15 protein-coding genes are annotated in these 16,654 nt (G+C 71.7%); 10 read left to right on the top strand and 5 right to left on the bottom strand.

Annotated elements, in window-relative coordinates; all coding sequences use genetic code 11:
- The first annotated feature begins 18 nt into the window (after window positions 1-18).
- Both L0984_RS29185 and L0984_RS29180 read left to right on the top strand, forming a co-directional pair.
- A complete protein-coding gene (locus L0984_RS29185) occupies window positions 19-993 on the top strand; it encodes an AEC family transporter (protein ID WP_234197920.1) in 975 nt (324 codons plus the stop codon).
- A gap of 116 nt (window positions 994-1,109) precedes the next feature.
- On the top strand, window positions 1,110-1,337 hold the full coding sequence (locus tag L0984_RS29180) for a hypothetical protein (protein WP_234197919.1): 228 nt from the start codon (window positions 1,110-1,112) through the stop codon (window positions 1,335-1,337).
- 73 nt (window positions 1,338-1,410) lie between these two features.
- Here the strand turns inward: L0984_RS29180 and priA are convergent, their stop codons facing one another.
- From priA to L0984_RS29160, 4 genes are all read right to left on the bottom strand, one after another.
- Entirely contained in the window at window positions 1,411-3,537 is a 2,127-nt protein-coding gene (priA, locus tag L0984_RS29175) for a replication restart helicase PriA (RefSeq protein WP_234197918.1), read from the bottom strand.
- A 359-nt stretch (window positions 3,538-3,896) separates the two neighbouring features.
- Window positions 3,897-5,006, bottom strand: a complete 1,110-nt coding sequence (gene hemE, locus L0984_RS29170) for a uroporphyrinogen decarboxylase (RefSeq protein WP_234197917.1) — start codon at window positions 5,004-5,006, stop codon at window positions 3,897-3,899.
- A gap of 82 nt (window positions 5,007-5,088) precedes the next feature.
- Window positions 5,089-5,799 carry a thioredoxin family protein gene (locus tag L0984_RS29165; RefSeq protein WP_234197916.1) on the bottom strand — a complete coding sequence of 237 codons (711 nt, stop codon included), beginning with the start codon at window positions 5,797-5,799 and terminating at the stop codon, window positions 5,089-5,091.
- Window positions 5,800-5,981: 182 nt separating this feature from the next.
- Window positions 5,982-6,788 (bottom strand): hypothetical protein, encoded by an 807-nt coding sequence (locus L0984_RS29160; RefSeq protein WP_234197915.1) that lies wholly within the window; start codon window positions 6,786-6,788, stop codon window positions 5,982-5,984.
- 84 nt (window positions 6,789-6,872) lie between these two features.
- Between L0984_RS29160 and L0984_RS29155 the strand changes: the two genes are divergently transcribed.
- From L0984_RS29155 to L0984_RS29135, 5 genes are all read left to right on the top strand, one after another.
- Window positions 6,873-7,886 carry a sugar-binding transcriptional regulator gene (locus tag L0984_RS29155; RefSeq protein ID WP_234197914.1) on the top strand — a complete coding sequence of 338 codons (1,014 nt, stop codon included), beginning with the start codon at window positions 6,873-6,875 and terminating at the stop codon, window positions 7,884-7,886.
- Between the two features lie 213 nt (window positions 7,887-8,099).
- Entirely contained in the window at window positions 8,100-9,431 is a 1,332-nt protein-coding gene (locus L0984_RS29150) for an NAD(P)H-dependent oxidoreductase (RefSeq protein WP_017758324.1), read from the top strand.
- Complete coding sequence (locus tag L0984_RS29145) at window positions 9,428-10,477, top strand: thiamine pyrophosphate-dependent dehydrogenase E1 component subunit alpha (RefSeq protein WP_234197913.1); 1,050 nt, start codon at window positions 9,428-9,430, stop codon at window positions 10,475-10,477. The genes L0984_RS29150 and L0984_RS29145 overlap by 4 nt, the downstream gene beginning before the upstream one ends.
- Entirely contained in the window at window positions 10,467-11,465 is a 999-nt protein-coding gene (locus L0984_RS29140) for an alpha-ketoacid dehydrogenase subunit beta (protein WP_234197912.1), read from the top strand. The genes L0984_RS29145 and L0984_RS29140 overlap by 11 nt, the downstream gene beginning before the upstream one ends.
- Before the next feature lie 2 nt (window positions 11,466-11,467).
- Entirely contained in the window at window positions 11,468-12,775 is a 1,308-nt protein-coding gene (locus L0984_RS29135; protein WP_234197911.1) for an acetoin dehydrogenase dihydrolipoyllysine-residue acetyltransferase subunit, read from the top strand.
- Between the two features lie 920 nt (window positions 12,776-13,695).
- Here the strand turns inward: L0984_RS29135 and L0984_RS29130 are convergent.
- On the bottom strand, window positions 13,696-14,268 hold the full coding sequence (locus L0984_RS29130) for a hypothetical protein (RefSeq protein WP_234197910.1): 573 nt from the start codon (window positions 14,266-14,268) through the stop codon (window positions 13,696-13,698).
- Window positions 14,269-14,439: 171 nt separating this feature from the next.
- Between L0984_RS29130 and L0984_RS29125 the strand changes: the two genes are divergently transcribed.
- The 3 genes from L0984_RS29125 (at window position 14,440) to srlE (ending at window position 16,637) form a co-directional block, all read left to right on the top strand.
- Complete coding sequence (locus L0984_RS29125) at window positions 14,440-14,904, top strand: transcriptional regulator GutM (RefSeq protein ID WP_234197909.1); 465 nt, start codon at window positions 14,440-14,442, stop codon at window positions 14,902-14,904.
- 87 nt (window positions 14,905-14,991) lie between these two features.
- Window positions 14,992-15,546, top strand: a complete 555-nt coding sequence (gene srlA / locus L0984_RS29120) for a PTS glucitol/sorbitol transporter subunit IIC (protein WP_234197908.1) — start codon at window positions 14,992-14,994, stop codon at window positions 15,544-15,546.
- Window positions 15,547-15,614: 68 nt separating this feature from the next.
- Entirely contained in the window at window positions 15,615-16,637 is a 1,023-nt protein-coding gene (gene srlE, locus L0984_RS29115) for a PTS glucitol/sorbitol transporter subunit IIB (protein ID WP_234197907.1), read from the top strand.
- Window positions 16,638-16,654 lie beyond the last annotated feature (17 nt).

Below are 16,654 nucleotides of genomic sequence, written 5' to 3'. Positions count from 1 at the left end.
CGACGAGAATGCGCGGCCGTGCTCGCCGTCTTCGCCGCCACCTTCCCCTTCTTTGCGCTCATCGCCCTGGGCTACCTGGCCGCCCGGCGCGGCCTGATGCCCCTGGAGGCGATTCCGGGCCTGAACGTCTTCGTCCTGTACTTCGCGCTGCCCTGCATGCTGTTCCGCTTCGCGGCCGGCACGCCGCTGGCGCAGCTGCTCGATGCACGGGTGGCGCTGGCGTGGGGCGTGGCCGCACTGGCGATGGTGGCGCTGGCCACCGCCGCCGCGCGGCGCACCGGACACCCCTGGAACGACGCCGCCTTCGGCGCGCTGGTGGCCGCCTTTCCCAACACCGGCTTCATGGGCGTGCCCTTGCTGGCAGCCCTGCTGGGGCCCGCGGTGGCCGGGCCGGTGATCGTCACCATCGCCTTCGACATGGTGCTGACCTCCTCGCTGTGCATCGCCCTGTCGCGGCTGGACACGCACGAGGGCGGCGCGGCGGCGCAGGCCGTGCGGCGCGCGCTGGGCGGCATCGTGCGCAACCCGATGCCCTGGTCGATGGTGCTGGGCGCGCTGGCCTCCGCGCTGCAGTGGCGGCTGCCGGCGCCGGTCGACCGCACGGTGGGCATGCTGGCGGACGCGGCGTCGCCGGCGGCGCTGTTCACCATCGGCGCGGTGCTGGCACGCTCGGCCCTGCGGGCGCGCGAGGGCGGCGCGCAGCCGCCGTGGCGCGCCGCGCTGCGCGACCTGCTGCCGGTGGTGGGCTTCAAGCTGCTGGTGCATCCGCTGCTGGTGCTCGGACTGGTGACGGCGCTGGCGGCTGCAGGCACCGGGCTGTCGCCGCTGGCCGGCGTGGCGCTGGTGCTCACGGCGGCGCTGCCCAGCGCCAGCAACGTCTCGATGCTGGCCGAGCGCTACGGCGCGGACACCGGCCGGGTGGCGCGGATCATCCTGTGGACGACCGTCGGCGCCTTCCTGAGCTTCCCGCTCGCGGTGGCCCTCCTGCGCTGATCGGCGGCCGCGGCCGAGCGCCATAGGCCTTTCGTCACCCTCGGCATGCGAGGTATTCCTACGCCGCGCAGCCGCCGTCCGGCCTAATGTGAGCGCATGTTTCAGAGGTTCTGATCATGCAAACATGGGTTCGCGTGATGGTCGCCGTGGCGGCACTGGCCGCGGTGGGTGCAATGGCCGCGCACGGCCAGGTGCGATGGGCCGCCGCCCTCCTGGCGGCTGGCGCCGTGCTGCTCGCGATCGGCGCGTGGGCCGTCCGCCTGCGCTCGACGCGCCGGCGGGTGCTTTCCTACGTGCAGGTCATCAAGCCGCCGCTCGGGCACATCGAGCACCGTCAGGCCTGAGGGACGCCGGCACACCCCACGGGCTGGGGTGACCGCCCCGCGGTGAAAGGCAGCGAAGCCGCGGGAGCGCGCCTCAGATCGCCTGGGGATCCACGTCGATCAGCCACCGGATGATCCCCTGCCCCTCCGGACCGCGCCGCAGCGCATGCAGCCGCGGATGCCAGTGCGCCAGCAGGCGCTGCAGCGCCACCCGTGATTCGCTTTCGACCAGCATCTGCGCCCGTTCCACATTGGCCACGCGCTGGATCGCCAGCGGCACCGCCGGATAGCGCTGCACGGCGGCCGCCTCGGGCAGATCGTCCACCGCCGCGCTGGCCGCCGTCAGGAAGGCCTGGGCGGCCTCCTGCGTCCGCGCATCCGCACGCAGCAGCGCCTGGAAGGCGAAGGGCGGCAGGCTGGCGGCGCGCCGCTCCTCCAGCTGCTGTTCGGCAAAGGCCGCATAGTCGTGCCGCCGCAGTGCCGCGAAGAGCGGATGCTGCGGATGGAAGCTCTGGATCCACATCTCCGCCCGGCTGCCCTGCGCCGCCAGCCAGGCGCTGTCGCGGCCCGCGCGGCCGCCCGACTGCATGAGCAGCGAGAACAGCCGCTCCGGCGCCCGGAAGTCGCTGGAGAACAGCGCGCCGTCGGGGTTGATGGCCGCCACCAGCGTGATGCGCCGGAAGTCATGCCCCTTGGCGATCATCTGCGTCCCCACCAGCACGTCCACGGCGCCGTCGTGCACCTGCGCCAGCTGCTGGGCCAGGGCGCCCTCGTGCCGGGTGCTGTCGGCATCGATGCGGGCGATGCGCACCGGCCCGCCGCCTTCGCCCTCGGGCCGCTGCACGCCCGCCAGCAATTCGGCCAGTTCCTCCTCCAGCCGTTCGGTGCCGCGGCCCACGGGGGCGATGTCCAGGTTGCCGCAGGCCGGGCAGGCGCGCGGCACGCGTTCGGCAAAGCCGCAGTGGTGGCAGCGCAGGCTGCGGTCGATCTTGTGGAAGACGCGGTAGGCGCTGCAGTGCGGGCATTCGCTCTTCCAGCCGCAGTCGCCGCAGGCCAGCACCGGGGCATAGCCGCGGCGGTTGAGCAGCAGCATGCTCTGCTCGCCGCGGGCCACGCGCTGGGCGATGGCGTCCACCAGCGCCGCCGACAGCCGGGTGCGCGGCGGCTGCAGGTTCATGTCCACCAGCCGGACGGTGGGCAGGTCGCCGGCCCCGACGCGGGTGGGCATGGACAGGCGCCGGTAGCGGCCGCCGGCATCGCCGTCCGACGCCGGGCGGCTGCCCCACCAGCTTTCCAGCGACGGCGTGGCCGAGCCCAGCAGCACCCGGGCGCCTTCGCGCCGGCCCCGCCACACGGCGAGGTCGCGGGCGGAATAGCGGGCGCCTTCCTGCTGCTTGTAGCTGGGGTCGTGTTCCTCGTCGACGACGAGCAGCGCCAGCCGGGGCAGGCTGGCGAAGATGGCCATGCGCGTGCCCAGCACGATGCGGGCGCGGCCCAGGTGTGCCGCCAGCCAGCTGGCCAGGCGCTGGGGATTCGTCATGCCGCTGTGCATCGACACCACCGCGCCCGGGCCGTAGACCGGCGCGAAGCGGGCGACGAAGCGGGCCTCCAGCTGGGGCGTGAGGTTGATCTCCGGCACCATCACCAGGGCCTGCGCCTCGGGGTCGGCCTCCAGCAGCTCGGCCACGGCCTGCAGGTAGACCTCGGTCTTGCCGCTGCCGGTGCTGCCGTGCAGCAGGAAGACGCCCGCATCGCCCGCGCGCAGTTCGGCCAGCACGGCCGCCTGCTCGGCGGTGGGCGGGCGGGGCGCGTCGCCTTCCACGGGCGCCGCCGCAGCCTTCGGCTGGCGGGCCAGCCGCCGCGCGAGCTGGTCGGCACCCAGCTCCCGCAACTGGGGCGGCAGGCCGGCCAGCGCCACTTCGCCGATGGCGCGCTGGTAATAGCGGGCCGCGAATTCCACCAGGTCGCGCCAGCCGGCCGGCAGGGGCGGCAGGCCCTCCAGCACGGCGGCCACGGCGCGCAGGGTGGTGCCTGCCGGCTCTTCCCCGGCCTCGCCCCACACCACACCCAGCACCTCGCGCTGGCCCAGCGGCACGCGCACCAGCGCCCCCGCCGGCACCGGGCTTGGCGTGACGTAAGTCAAAGGTTCGGAGATGCCGCTGTGGGCCGGTGTCTGCACCGCCACCCGCACGCGAACCCCGGTTTGGGACGCTTCGTTCATGCTTGTTTCGACAAGCAACATCTAAGTGTTTGATTTTTCGGGAGTTTGGCAGTCATCCAGAGTTCCTGTGGATAACTTTGTTGATAGGCGGCTGCGAAGGCCGCCAAAGCCCGTCAAATCAAGGCCTTGGCCAGATTGCCCGTAAAAAGGGCAGGGTGACGAATCCCTAGGAATCAATCACTTAGCAGTGCTGGACGGCAGGGGCTCCGCCGTGGCAGAGGCCCGGTGTTATGGCGCACCGCAGCACGAACTTTGTGCATAAGTAGTGGCACCGAGGCTTGACAAAGCGACAAAACCCTGCCGGTGCCCGTCCCATGCGGGCTGGCTGCTCCCTCAATGCGTGCAGCGGCGGCCGGCCGTCATGCAGTCCGCTGGGCGCGCGAATGCCGATGAACGGCCTCCACCAGCGCGGCGACATGCTCGGGCGGCGTGAACTGGCTGATGCCGTGGCCCAGGTTGAAGATGTGGGTCGGGCCGGTGGTGGCCGGATCGCGGTGCGGCGCCCCGAAACGGTCGAGCAGGCGCACGGCCTCGGCCGCCACCCGGCCGGGCGGCGCGAACAGCACATTGGGGTCGAGGTTGCCCTGCAGCGCCTTGCCCTTCGGGCCTTCGCCCACGCGGGCGCGGGCCACGGCCAGGTCGACCGTCCAGTCCAGGCCCAGCACCTCGCAGTCGAGCGTGGACGCCATGGCCTCCAGCCACAGGCCGCCGCCCTTGGTGAACACGATGCGCGGCACGCGCTGGCCGTCCGCGCCCTCGCGCTTGAGTTGCGACAGCACGCGCGCGGTGTAGGCCAGGCTGAATTCGTGGAAGGCCCCGTCGGCCAGGGCCCCGCCCCAGCTGTCGAACACCATCACGGCCTGCGCGCCGGCGTCGATCTGGGCGTTGAGGTAGGCCGCCACGGCGTCGGCGTTGACGGCCAGCATGCGGTGCATCAGGTCCGGGCGGCCGTACATCAGCGCCTTGGCATGCCGCCAGTCGCTGGAGCCGCTGCCTTCGACCATGTAGCAGGCCAGCGTCCACGGGCTGCCCGAGAAGCCGATCAGCGGCACGCGGCCGGCCAGCGCGCGGCGGATGGAGGCCACTGCATCGAACACATAGCGCAAGCGCTCCAGGTCGGGCACCTGCAGGGCGTCGACCGCCGCCTCGTCGCGCACGGTGCGCGCGAAGCGCGGGCCTTCGCCGGCCTCGAAGGACAGCCCCAGCCCCATGGCGTCGGGCACGGTCAGGATGTCGGAGAACAGGATCGCCGCGTCCAGCGGAAAGCGGTCCAGCGGCTGCAGCGTGACCTCGGTCGCGTAGTCGACGTTGGTGGCCAAGCCCATGAAGCTGCCGGCCCGGGCGCGGGTGGCGACGTACTCCGGCAGGTAGCGGCCGGCCTGGCGCATCAGCCAGATGGGCGTGTGGTCGGTGGCCTGACGCCAGCAGGCGCGCAGGAAGCTGTCGTTCTGGAGGGGGGCGAAGGGCATCGCCGGATTGTCGCAGCGGGGCCCGTGTGCGTGACGGACTTGGCGGCGGCGGTGGCTGGCGCCCCGACGCCGCCGGCCTCGCTCAGCCCGTGCGGTACTTGATCGAGCAACCGTAGGGCTTGGTGCTCGCCACCGAGATCGGGCGGCCGCCGAAGGCATCGGCCAACGCCTGGTTCACGTAGTTGGTCGCGGCCTTGATGTCGTCGGGCCGCGCCGAGGCGATGCTGTCGATGCCGCCGGCGTACACCAGCACGCCCTGGGGATCGATGATGAAGATGTGCGGCGTGGTGCGCGCGCCGTAGGCCTGGCCCACGATGCCGTCCTCGTCCATGAGCACGGCGGTGGGGGCGCCCGACTGGGCCTTCATCCACGCGGCCAGTTCGGCCGGCGGCAGGTAGTCGCTGGCGGCGCGCTCGGTGGAGTTGATGGCCAGCCAGACCGCGCCCCGCGCGGTGGCGGCCTTCTGCGTGGCGGGCATGTTCCCGCTGCCGTAGTGCTTGCGCACGAAGGGGCAGCCGGGGTTGGTCCATTCCAGCACCACGTACTTGCCGGCGAAGTCGGACAGCTGGTGGCGCTGGCCGTTGGTGTCCACGGCGACGAAGTCGGGCGCCTTCTGGCCCACGGTCGGGGCGGCATGCGCCTGGGCATTGATCAGCAGGCTGGCGCCCAGGGCCATGGCGGCCGTCATCACGGCGCGGCGCGAGGCACGGGAGAGGGCGGCACGGGCCGCGCGGACATTGCGCGCGGCGCGCTCGGTGCGCGAAAGTTTGGATGGCGACGGCGAGGTCGACATGGATGGATCAGCTCCTCATGACGGAATGGGCCTTTGCACGGGCGTCGGGCGCCGTGTCGGCCGGGTTGAATGATGAAGCGCAGCGGGAGCTTAGACCGCTTTCTTGAAGCCGGCGCGACAACCTGTACTGGTCGGGGGAAATCCAGACCGCGCATGCAGGCGTGGTGGCGCCCGGCGCCGCGTCAGAGATGCCGGGCCACGAAGCCGAACCAACGGGTGAGTGCGCCGACGGCATCGTCGGACCGGAGCGCCTGCAGCCATGCCTCCTCCTGGGCCCGCATGATGTCGTCGGCCATGTCCAGCGCGTCACGGTAGCGCCGGGCCGGGTCCTGCGCCGGGGTCAGCGGGTAGGTTTCCCCGACGAGCATGGCGACGATGGCGCCGCGCGCCGTCAGGCGCTGCAGGTCGTCGCCGCATTCGCCTGCGGGAATGATCGGCCCGCTCAGCGCGCCCTGCGCCACCATGGCGGCCGCCACCGTGGCCAACACCTGCGAGGCCGTGGCGCCCTCGCCGCCGGCGGCCAGGTCGTCCCGCGCCTGCAGGCCGGCGGCTTCGATCGCCGCTTCGTGCACGAACACGCGGTCGTGGCCCGAGCGCTTCAGCCAGTGGCGCTGCCGCCAGCCGTGGTCCACCGTGAAGGCATGCAGCGACAACGCAGGCTCGGCGCTGCCGCCGAAATAGCGGGCCGTGGGCAGGGGCGGCGCCTGCATGGCGCGCAGCGGCGCATCGTCGGCCAGCAGGCTGACGGCCGCGTGGTCCACGTTGCTCAGCAGCGAGGCGGTGGTGCGCAGGGCCAAGCCCAGGGGCTCGCCCAGCATGGCAAGCGGACCGGGCGCCGGCAGGTCGCGCGCCGAGGCCATGGCGTCCACCGCCTCGGTCAGCTTGCGCACGCCCTGCTTCACGTTGAAGCGCACTTCGCGCAGGCCGTCCTTGAGCGCCAGCGCCTTGTCCGGACTGGCGGCAGCGGCATCCTGGGGTTTGCGAGACATTTGCGACTCCGGCAAGGCACTATGTACAGGGGGTAGCATACCGGCTGGACGCAAGGGGTGTCCGCCAAGCAAGAGGTCCCTCCATTGAACCGTAAAGCCACGTCGACGGATGAAGCGGCGGCGCAGGACGGTGGCGCCGACAAGGTCACCGCCAATGCCCGCAACCGGCGCATGCGTCTGCGCGCCGCCTGGATGTACTACATCGAGGACATGACCCAGAACGACATCGCCCAGCGCCTGGGCCTGGGCCGGGTGACCGTCGTGCGCCTGCTCAACGACGCACTGGAGCGGCACGAGGTCAAGTTCACCATCGAGAGCGGCGTGCCCGAATGCGTCAACCTCGAGCGGGCGCTGGAGCGGCGCTTCGGCCTGGCCGAGGCGGTGGTGGCGCCGCTGTCCAGCCCCGAGGCCGACGCCGCCCTGGCCGTGAGCGCGGCCACCGGCCAGTACATGTCGGAGCTGGTGCGCCCGGGCATGAAGCTGGGCCTGGGCTGGGGCCGCACGCTGCTCGAATCGCTGCGCTACATCCGCACGACGCCGGTGCCCGACCTGTCGGTGGTCTCGATGCTGGGCGGCATCACCAAGATCAAGCGCTACAACCCCTCGGAATTCGCCTGGCGCTTCTCCAGCCTGTTCCAGGCCGAATGCCTGCAGATGAATGCGCCGGCGCTGGTGGACAGCCCGGCCTCGCGCCGCATGCTGATCGAGGGCTGCGGCCTGGGCGAGGTCTTCGACAAGGCCAGGGAGCTCGACGCCGTACTGCTGAGCGTGGGCGACCTGGCGCCGACGGCCACCGCCTTCCGCGACGGCTACCTTTCTGACGAGGTGCGCCGCTCGATGCTGCGCCTGGGGGCGGTGGGCGAGTCGCTGTTCCACTTCTACGACGCGCGCGGCCAGCTGATCGACCACCCCATCCACGAGTGCGTGATGGCCATCCCGCCCGACACCATCCGCCAGGTGCCGCAGCGCATCGTGGCCTCCGGCGGTGTCGGCAAGGCACGGGCGCTGCACGCCACCATGCGCCTGTTCAAGCCCACGGTGCTGATCACCGACGAGCATGCCGCCGCCCGCATGCTGGAGATCGACCAGGAAGGCTGACCCTCCCCACGCCGATGCCGCGCGCCTTCCGGCGCGCCCCCAGGCCCCGCCTCGCACCGCGACGCGGGGCTTTTTGCTGCCTCCGGGTTTCCCCGATCCGTGGTCCGCGCCGCCCGGTCTTGCTGTGTGATGAACATAATGACAAAATAAAAATCAAATGTTCAGTCATGGGCCGAGCCGGTCCTCCTCCCCCCACACTTTCAGGAGACTCCCTTGAGCGGATTCATTCCCAGCGGCCTGGCGGCCGATCTCGAAACCCGTGCCCTGACGGGCAAGCCCATCCGCATCGGCCTGATCGGCTCGGGAATGATGGGCGGGGACATCGTCACGCAGGTGCTGCAGATGCGCGGCGTGGTGGTGGCGGCCATTGCCGACATCCACGTGCCCGCCGCCCTGCGCGCGCTGCAGGAGGCCGGCCACGGCGGCGACGCCCATCGCGTGGTGGAGACGCAGAGCGACTTCGACCGCGCCGTCGAGGCCGGCCGCGTGGCCGTCACGCCCGATGCGCAGCTGGTCTGCCGCAGCGGCCTGATCGACGTGGTGGTGGACGCCACCGGCAAGCCCGCGGTGGGCGCCGAGATCGGCCTGACCGCCATGGAGCACGGCAAGCACCTGGTCATGATGAACGTCGAGGCCGACGTCACCATCGGCGCCTACCTCAAGCACGAGGCCGACCGCCTGGGCGTGATCTATTCGCTGGGCGCTGGCGATGAGCCCAGCTCCACCATCGAGCTGATCCAGTTCGTCTCGGCCCTGGGCTACCCGGTCATCGCCGCCGGCAAGGGCAAGAACAACCCGCTCAACATCGACGCCACGCCCGACGACTACGCGGCCGAGGCGCATTCCAAGAACCTCAACCCGCGCATGCTGGTGGAGTTCGTGGACGGCTCCAAGACGGCGGTGGAAATGTCCGCCATCGCCAACGCCACCGGCCTGGTGCCCGACGTGCCCGGCATGCACGGCCCGTCCTGCTCGCTGGAGGAGCTGAGCCAGGTGCTGGTCCCGCGCGAGGACGGCGGCGTGCTCGGCCGCAAGGGCGTGGTCGACTACACCATCGGCAAGGGCGTGGCCCCGGGCGTGTTCGTGGTGGCCGAGATGGCGCACCCGCGCCTGCGCGAGCGCATGGACTACCTCAAGCTCGGCAAGGGCCCGTACTACACCTTCTACCGGCCCTACCACCTGTGCAGCCTGGAAGTGCCGCTGACCTGCGTGCGCGCCGTGCTCTACAACCGCGCCGACATGGCGCCCATCGCCCGGCCCACGGCCGAGGTGTGCGCCGTGGCCAAGCGCGACCTGCGCCCCGGCGACACGCTGGACGCCATCGGCGAGTACACCTACCGCGCCTGGGCCATGACGGCCGAGGACGCCCGCCGCCAGCGCGCCGTGCCCTGCGGCCTGCTGGAACGCGGCAAGGTCACGCAGCCGATCCGCAAGGGCGAGCTGCTGACCTCGGCCAATGTGGCCGTCGACCAGAGTTCGCGCATCGTCGAGTTCCGCCGCCGCCAGGACCGCCTGGTGTACGGCGAACTGGAGCTCGCAGCATGACGACGCCTTCCGTCCAGGGCGGCGCCGTCGGTGCCGAGGGCGTGCCGCGCGTGTTCGAGCGCTTCAGCGTCGAGCAGCTGCACGGCTTCCTGCGGCAGATGCACCTGATCCGCCAGTTCGAGGAAGGCGCCGAGCAGGCCTACATGCGCGGCCTGGTGCACGGCACCATGCACCTGTCCATCGGCCAGGAGGTCAGCGCCACCGGTGTCGGCGCCGCGCTGCGCGAGGGCGACGTGATCACCTCCACCCACCGCGGCCACGGCCACTGCATCGCCAAGGGCGCGGACCCGAAGTTCATGTTCGCCGAGTTCTTTGGCAAGGACACCGGCTACTGCCGCGGCCGCGGCGGCTCCATGCACATCGCCGATGTGGCCAGCGGCAACCTGGGCGCCAACGGCATCGTGGGCGGCGGCCTGCCCATCGCGGTGGGCGCGGCCCTGGCGCTGCGCCAGCAGGGCAAGCCCAACGTGGCCGTGTGCTTCTTCGGCGATGGCGCCAACAACGAAGGCGCCTTCCACGAGAGCCTGAACATGGCCGCCGTGTGGAAGCTGCCGGTGGTGTTCGTGTGCGAGAACAACCAGTACGGCATGTCCACCTCCACCGAGCGCTCCACGGCCGTGCGCCGCATCGCCCAGCGCGCGCAGGCCTACGACTTCCCCGGCGTGACGGTGGACGGCAATGAATTCGCCGCCGTCGCCGAGGCCGCCATCGAGGCGGTGGAGCGCGCCCGCAGCGGCCAGGGCCCCACGCTGCTGGAGTGCCTGACCTACCGCCACCGCGGCCATTCCAAGAGCGACCGCAACCGCTACCGCACCAAGGAGGAGATCGAGTCCTGGATCGCGCGCGACCCCATCGGCCGCTACGAGCAGGCGCTGCAGTCCTGCGGCCTGATCACGCCCGAGCAGGTGTCGGCCCTCGTCGACGACGTGGCGCGCGAGATCGCCGAGGCGGTGGAGTACGCCAAGAACAGCCCGGCCCCCGACGCCGCATCCGTCACCGACTTCGTCTACACGCGCTCGCCCAAGGAGGCCGCCCATGTCCGTTGAGAGCCGCGAGCTGAGCTACGCGCAGGCCATCCAGGAGGCGCTGGCCATCGCCATGGAGCGCGACCCGCGCGTGTTCCTGATGGGCGAGGACATCGGCGTCTATGGCGGCGCCTTCCAGGTCACGGGCGATCTGGTGCATCGCTTCGGCGAGTCGCGCGTGATGGACACGCCCATCTCCGAGCTGGCCGGCGCCGGCGTGGCCGTGGGCGCCGCGCTCATGGGGCAGCGGCCGGTGTACGAATTCCAGTTCTCGGACTTCGCCACGCTGGCCATGGAGCAGATCGTCAACCAGGCCGCGAAGATCCGCTACATGCTGGGCGGCAAGGCCTCGGTGCCGCTGGTGATGCGCTTTCCGAGTGGCTCGGGCACCGGCGCCGCCGCGCAGCACAGCCAGAGCCTGGAGGCCTGGCTGGCGCACGTGCCCGGCCTGAAGGTGGTGCAGCCCTCCACGCCGCACGACGCCAAGGGCATGCTGCTGGCCGCCATCGAGGACCCGGACCCGGTCATGTTCTACGAGCACAAGCTGCTCTACAAGATGAAGGGCCCGGTGCCCGAGGGCTACTACACCGAGCCGCTGCACGAGGCGCGCATCCGCCGCGCCGGCGAGCACGTGACCATCGCCGCCAACGCGATCATGGTGCACAAGGCGCTGGAGGCCGCGGCCGAGCTGGCCGCCGAGGGCATCTCGGCCGAGGTGGTGGACCTGCGCTCGCTGCGGCCGCTGGACCTGTCCACGCTGGTGGACAGCGTCAGCCGCACCACGCGCCTGGTCTGCGTCTACGAAGGCACCAAGGAGCTGGGCATCGGCGCCGAGGTGTCGGCCGCCATCGCCGAGAGCGCCGCCTTCGACCGGCTGGACGCGCCCATCATCCGCCTGGGCGGGGCCGACTGCCCGCTGCCCTACAACCCGCAGCTGGAGCGCGCGGCCGTGCCGCAGACGCCCGACATCGTGGCCGCGGTGCGCCGCAGCGTGCGCGCGAGGGGCTGAGCATGGCCACCGAAGTCATCCTCCCGCGCGTCGACATGGACATGGCCGAGGGCAAGATCGCCCATTGGTATGTCAAGGACGGCGACGCGGTGCGCAAGGGCCAGGTGCTGTTCGAGATCGAGACCGACAAAGCCACGATGGAAGTCGACGCACCGGCCGACGGCACGATGCACGGCATCCGCGGCGAGATCGGCGTGTCGATGCCGGTGGGCGAGATCGTGGGCTGGATCCTGGCGGCGGGCGAGGCGCCGCCGGCGGAGTCGGGCCCGGTTGCCGCCCCCGACGCCCATGCCGAGGCCCTGCCGGACGAGCCGGTGGCGCAGGCCATCGCCCAGCCCGCGGCCATCGCCGCCGCCGCCGCCGCCGCCGCGGCGCCCCTTGTGGCGGAAGGCGGCCTGCTGCGCGCCACGCCCCTGGCCCGCAGCCTGGCGCGCCAGCGTGGCATCGACCTCGCCACCGTGCGCGGCAGCGGGCCCGACGGCCGCATCCTCGCTGCCGACCTGCTGGGCGGCGCCGGTGCGCCGGCGGATGCGCCGGGCCTGCACCTGCAGTGGCTGCGCACGGGGCAGGGCGCGCCGCTGGTGCTGATCCATGGCTTCGGTGCCGACCTGGGCTCCTGGCGACCGCTGCTGGCGCACCTGCCGGCCACGTTGCCGGTGCTGGCGCTGGACCTGCCGTCGCATGGCAAGTCGCCCGAATCCGCATCCGTGGACCTGGCGGGCGTGGCGGCCGAGGTGCTGGACCGGCTCACCCACGAGGGCGTGGAGACGGCCCATGTGCTGGGCCATTCGCTCGGCGGTGGCGTGGCGCTGGCGCTGCTGCAGCAGGCGGCGGTGCGGGTGCGTTCGCTCACGCTGCTGGCGCCGCTGGGGCTGGGCGGCCGGGCCGATGCCGCGTTCATCGACGGGCTCACGCAGGCCGAGGACGAATCCATGCTCAAGGCCGTGATGGGGCGGCTGGTGCACGAGGCCCGCTGGATCACCGGCTCCTTCGTCGCCACCGCCTTGCAGCAGTTGCAGCGGCCCGGCCGCCGCGAGGCGCTGCGGACGCTGGCCGAACGGCTGCTGCCGGCGGACGGGCCTGCATCGTCGCTGCACGCGGTGCTGGCGCAGGCCGACGTGCCGGTGCATGTGTTGTGGGGCCGCGAGGACCGCATCCTGCCCTGGGCCCAGGTCGAAGCCCTGCCGCCGTCGGTGGGCCTGCACCTGCTGCCGGGCGTGGGCCATCTGCCGCAGGTCGAGGCCGGCGCGTGGGTGGGGCAGGTGGCCGCGCTGCAGTGCGGTGCGGTCGGGTCGGCGGCGCAGGCTTAGGCGCTGGTCAGAGCACCTCGACATTGGTGGCTGGGTCTTGGCTTGGCTTGGGCTTGGGCTTGGGCTTCAGGTTGGGTCGTGTCGGGTCAGGTGACTGCTTGAGGGCGGCGCGGGGCGGGTGGGCGCTAACCCGGCAGAGGGCGCCGGCATGCGCGCTCCCGGTGCACGCTCGCGCTGTCCGGCTTGTTGCATGGGACGGGTGCTCGCTCTCCACCGACGTGCTTGCCGCACTGCACGGCGCCGCGAATGGCACCTCCGCACGCACACCGGCACCCTCCGCCTCGACGCTGCGCGCGAACCCCCAGGTGGTGACGCCGCGTCTGCATGGACTCCCTCTCCCCTTGCGGGAGAGGGTTGGGGAGAGGGGGCGACGGCGTCAACGACCGGCAAGTCCCTGGTGAGGCACCCCCTCTCCCCCAGCCCCTCTCCCGCGAGGGGAGAGGGGAGCCAAGGTTCCCGGTCCTCAGGCCGTCCGCGCGACGCTCGGCAAGTACCAAGGCACCCGACCCGATCCGGCTGTTCACGCCCAACGTCGAGGTGGAGGATGCCGGTGTGCGTGCGGAGGTGCCATTCGCGGCGCCTTGCAGTGCGGCAGGCGCGTCGGTGGAGAGCGAGCACCCGCGCTGTGCAACAAGCCGGACAGCGCGAGCGTGCACCGGGAGCACGCATGCCGGCGTCCTCCACCGGTTAGCACCCCAGTCGTTGCGCCTCCCCGCCTGTTAGCTCCCCAGTCGTTGAGCCTCCCCGCCTGTTAGCGCCTCAGTCGTTCGAGCCCCCCGCCGGTTAGCACCCCTGTCATCGAGCCTTCCCGTCGGTTGGCACCCAAGTCGTTGGGCCTCCCTGCCGGTTGGCGCCCCATTCGTCAAGCAAGCCGCCAATGGGCCCCGTGCATCGCACCGCCGCCCCTGAAGCGGCGTCATTCAGGCGGGCACGGCGACGAAGGCGGGCCGCAGTTGCGGATGCGTGGGATAGCGCCAGACCGGCGTGGCGCCACTGAACAGGTCCAGGAAAGCGATGGCCTGCCTGGCGTCTTCGCGCACGTTCTCCAGGTAGCTGGCCCAGTGCTGCGCCACGCGCGCCTCCAGTCCGGCGTCCAGCGGCGCCGCGCCGCGCGCCACACGCCAGGCCTGCAGCAGCGTCAGCGCCGCGTCGGTCAGCACACGCACCTGCGCGGCCTCGTGCGTCGCACGCGGCAGCACCAGCGGCGGGTGGCGCAGCCATTGCCACAGCAACGCACCGCTGGCGAAGTGGGCCACGTCCACGGCATCGCGGGCTTCGAGCGGCTGGGCCTGCTCCAGCAGCGCCGCCCAGGTCCAGAAGGCCTGCGCGAGGGCAGGGCGGTCCACCGTCGCATCGACGCCGTCAGGCCCCAGGGCGCGGGCGCGGCCCAGCAGCAACGCGGCATGGGCGTCGCGGCACCAGTGCCAGCGGCGCAGTTGCGCAGGAAAGTCGGGCTGGACGCTCCAGAGGTGGGCGAGTTCGGTGTCGAGCATGGGGGTCGGACGATGGCACCGGCGCCCGGGCCTGGCACCTAGTGAACACCCTTATGCGTGAACATATTGACTAGTCGATGGACAAATGTACCATTTTCCCCATCGCCAACGATCGATGGTGAAGCGCGCCGGAACCGGATGACCGGCCGCCGACAACAACCTGGAGACACCATGCCCACAACGCAACAACTGCTGCTTCTGCTGACCCTGTTCTGGGCCCTACAGGTGGCGGCGTCCTGGGTGCAGTACCGCCACTACCGCGGCGCGATGGGCGAGGCCACGCGCCGCTGGTCCGACGGCTACCTGGGCGTGGGCCAGTCCCGCCGCCGCCTGCGCGGCGGTGCCGTGGCGCTGCTGGAGGTCGATCCGGCCCTGCGCGTGCGCCGCCTGCAGCTGCTGGGCGGCATCAGCATCTTCGCCCGCTTCAAGCCGCAGGAAGGCGCCGAAGGCCTGACGCTGCAGCAGCTGGCCGCCCAGGCCGAGGGCAGCACGCCCCAGGCCCTGGCCATCCGCCAGGCCATCGCCCAGGTCGAGGCCGTCCATCGGCGCCAGACCGAGTGCGCCGCCGAGGCGCCGGCAGGGCCCGCCGCCCCCGAAGGCCAGGCGGCACCGCAGCCCCGGCCCCAGGCCGCCTGACACCCCGACGCCCCGCGCGCCGCGCTGTCGACGCGCGCCGCCCCCGATTTCCCCCCGTCCACTCCACAACCACAACGGAGACATTCCATGGAGACTTTCGAATTCCTCGCCCGCGCAGCGGAGGCGTTCATCGGCGTGTTCAACGCCGGTGGCAAGACCTTCGTCGGCTTCGTCACGGGCATCCTGCCGACGCTGATCGTGCTGCTCACCGCGGTCTACACCGTGATCGCCCTGGTGGGCGAGCAGCGGGTGCATCGGCTGGCGCGCTTCGCCGCCGGCAACGCGATCACCCGCTACACGGTGCTGCCCTTCCTGGCCATGTTCTTCCTGACCAACCCGATGGCCTACACCTTCGGGATGTTCGTGGAAGAAAAGCACAAGCCCGCCTTCTACGACTCGGCGGTGTCGCTGTGCCATCCCATCACCGGCCTGTTCCCGCATTGCAACCCCGGCGAGCTGTTCGTCTGGCTGGGCGTGGCCACCGCCATCACCAAGCTGGCCGAGCAGGGCCATGCGCCCTTCTCGCTGCCCAAGCTGGCCCTGGCCTACCTGCTGGTGGGCCTGGTGGTGAACCTGCTCAAGGGCATCGTCACCGAGAAGATCACGATGCTCATCGCCAAGCGCGACGGCGTCGCGCTGTAAGCCGACGCGACCCGCCCGCCCGCCCGACCGACAAGCACAACAAGACCCGACCCGAGGAGACCCGCGCCATGTCCAGCACTTCCGCGTTCCGTTCCGTCACCGTTTCCGCCGGCCCCGGCGGCTGGGGCGGCCCGCTCACCATCACGCCGACGCCCGAGCGCGACAAGATCATGGCCGTCACCGGCGGCGACATCCCCGAGGTGGCGCGCCGCCTGGCCGAGATGACCGGCGCCACGGTGGTGGACGGCTTCCGCGCCCCGCCGCCCGAGAGCGAGGTCGCGGCCGTGGTCATCGACTGCGGCGGCACGGCCCGCTGCGGCGTCTATCCGCGCAAGCGCATCCCCACCATCAACCTGACGCCGGTGGGCAAGTCGGGCCCGCTGGCCGACTTCATCGCGGAGGACATCTACGTCTCGGGCGTGAAGGTGGAGCAGCTGCAGCCCGCCGGCGGCGCGGCCACTGCGGCCGCCCCGGCCGCAGCGGCCATGGGCGGTGCCTTCGGCGGCGCGGCCGTCATGGCGGCCTCCAGCCGCGCGGCCGACAGCCAGCCGCCGCAGGGTGGGGTGGTGGGCCTGATCACCTCCATCGGCCGCGGCATGGGCGGCGTGATCGGCGTGCTGTTCAACAGCGGCCGCAAGTCCATCGACCAGGTGCTGCGCAACGTGCTGCCCTTCATGGCCTTCGTGACCATGCTGATCGGCCTGATCAACGAGACGGGCATCGGCGGCGTACTGGCCCACCTGCTGGAGCCGCTGGCCGGCAACGTGATCGGCCTGCTGGTGCTGTCGGCCATCTGTGCGCTGCCCTTCCTCTCGCCCATCCTGGGGCCCGGCGCCGTGATCGCGCAGGTGATCGGCGCGGCCATCATCGGCCCGGCCATCGCCAACGGCACCATCTCGCCGGCCATGGCGCTGCCTGCCCTGTTCGCCTACGACGCGCAGGTCGGCTGCGACTTCGTGCCCGTGGGCCTGGCGCTGGGCGAGGCCAAGCCCGATACGATCCGCGTCGGCGTCCCGGCGGTGCTGATCTCGCGCCAGATCATGGGCCCGACCTCGGTCGTGATCGCCTGGGCGGCCAGCTTCCTTCTTTGAGCATCCAAGACCTGTAC

It is taken from the genome of Pseudacidovorax sp. NFM-22 (assembly GCF_021401245.1).
In the GTDB taxonomy this organism is placed as follows: Bacteria; Pseudomonadota; Gammaproteobacteria; order Burkholderiales; family Burkholderiaceae_C; genus Xenophilus.
Note: the sequence above shows the minus strand (reverse complement) of the source record. Positions and strands in the feature narration are given on the sequence as shown.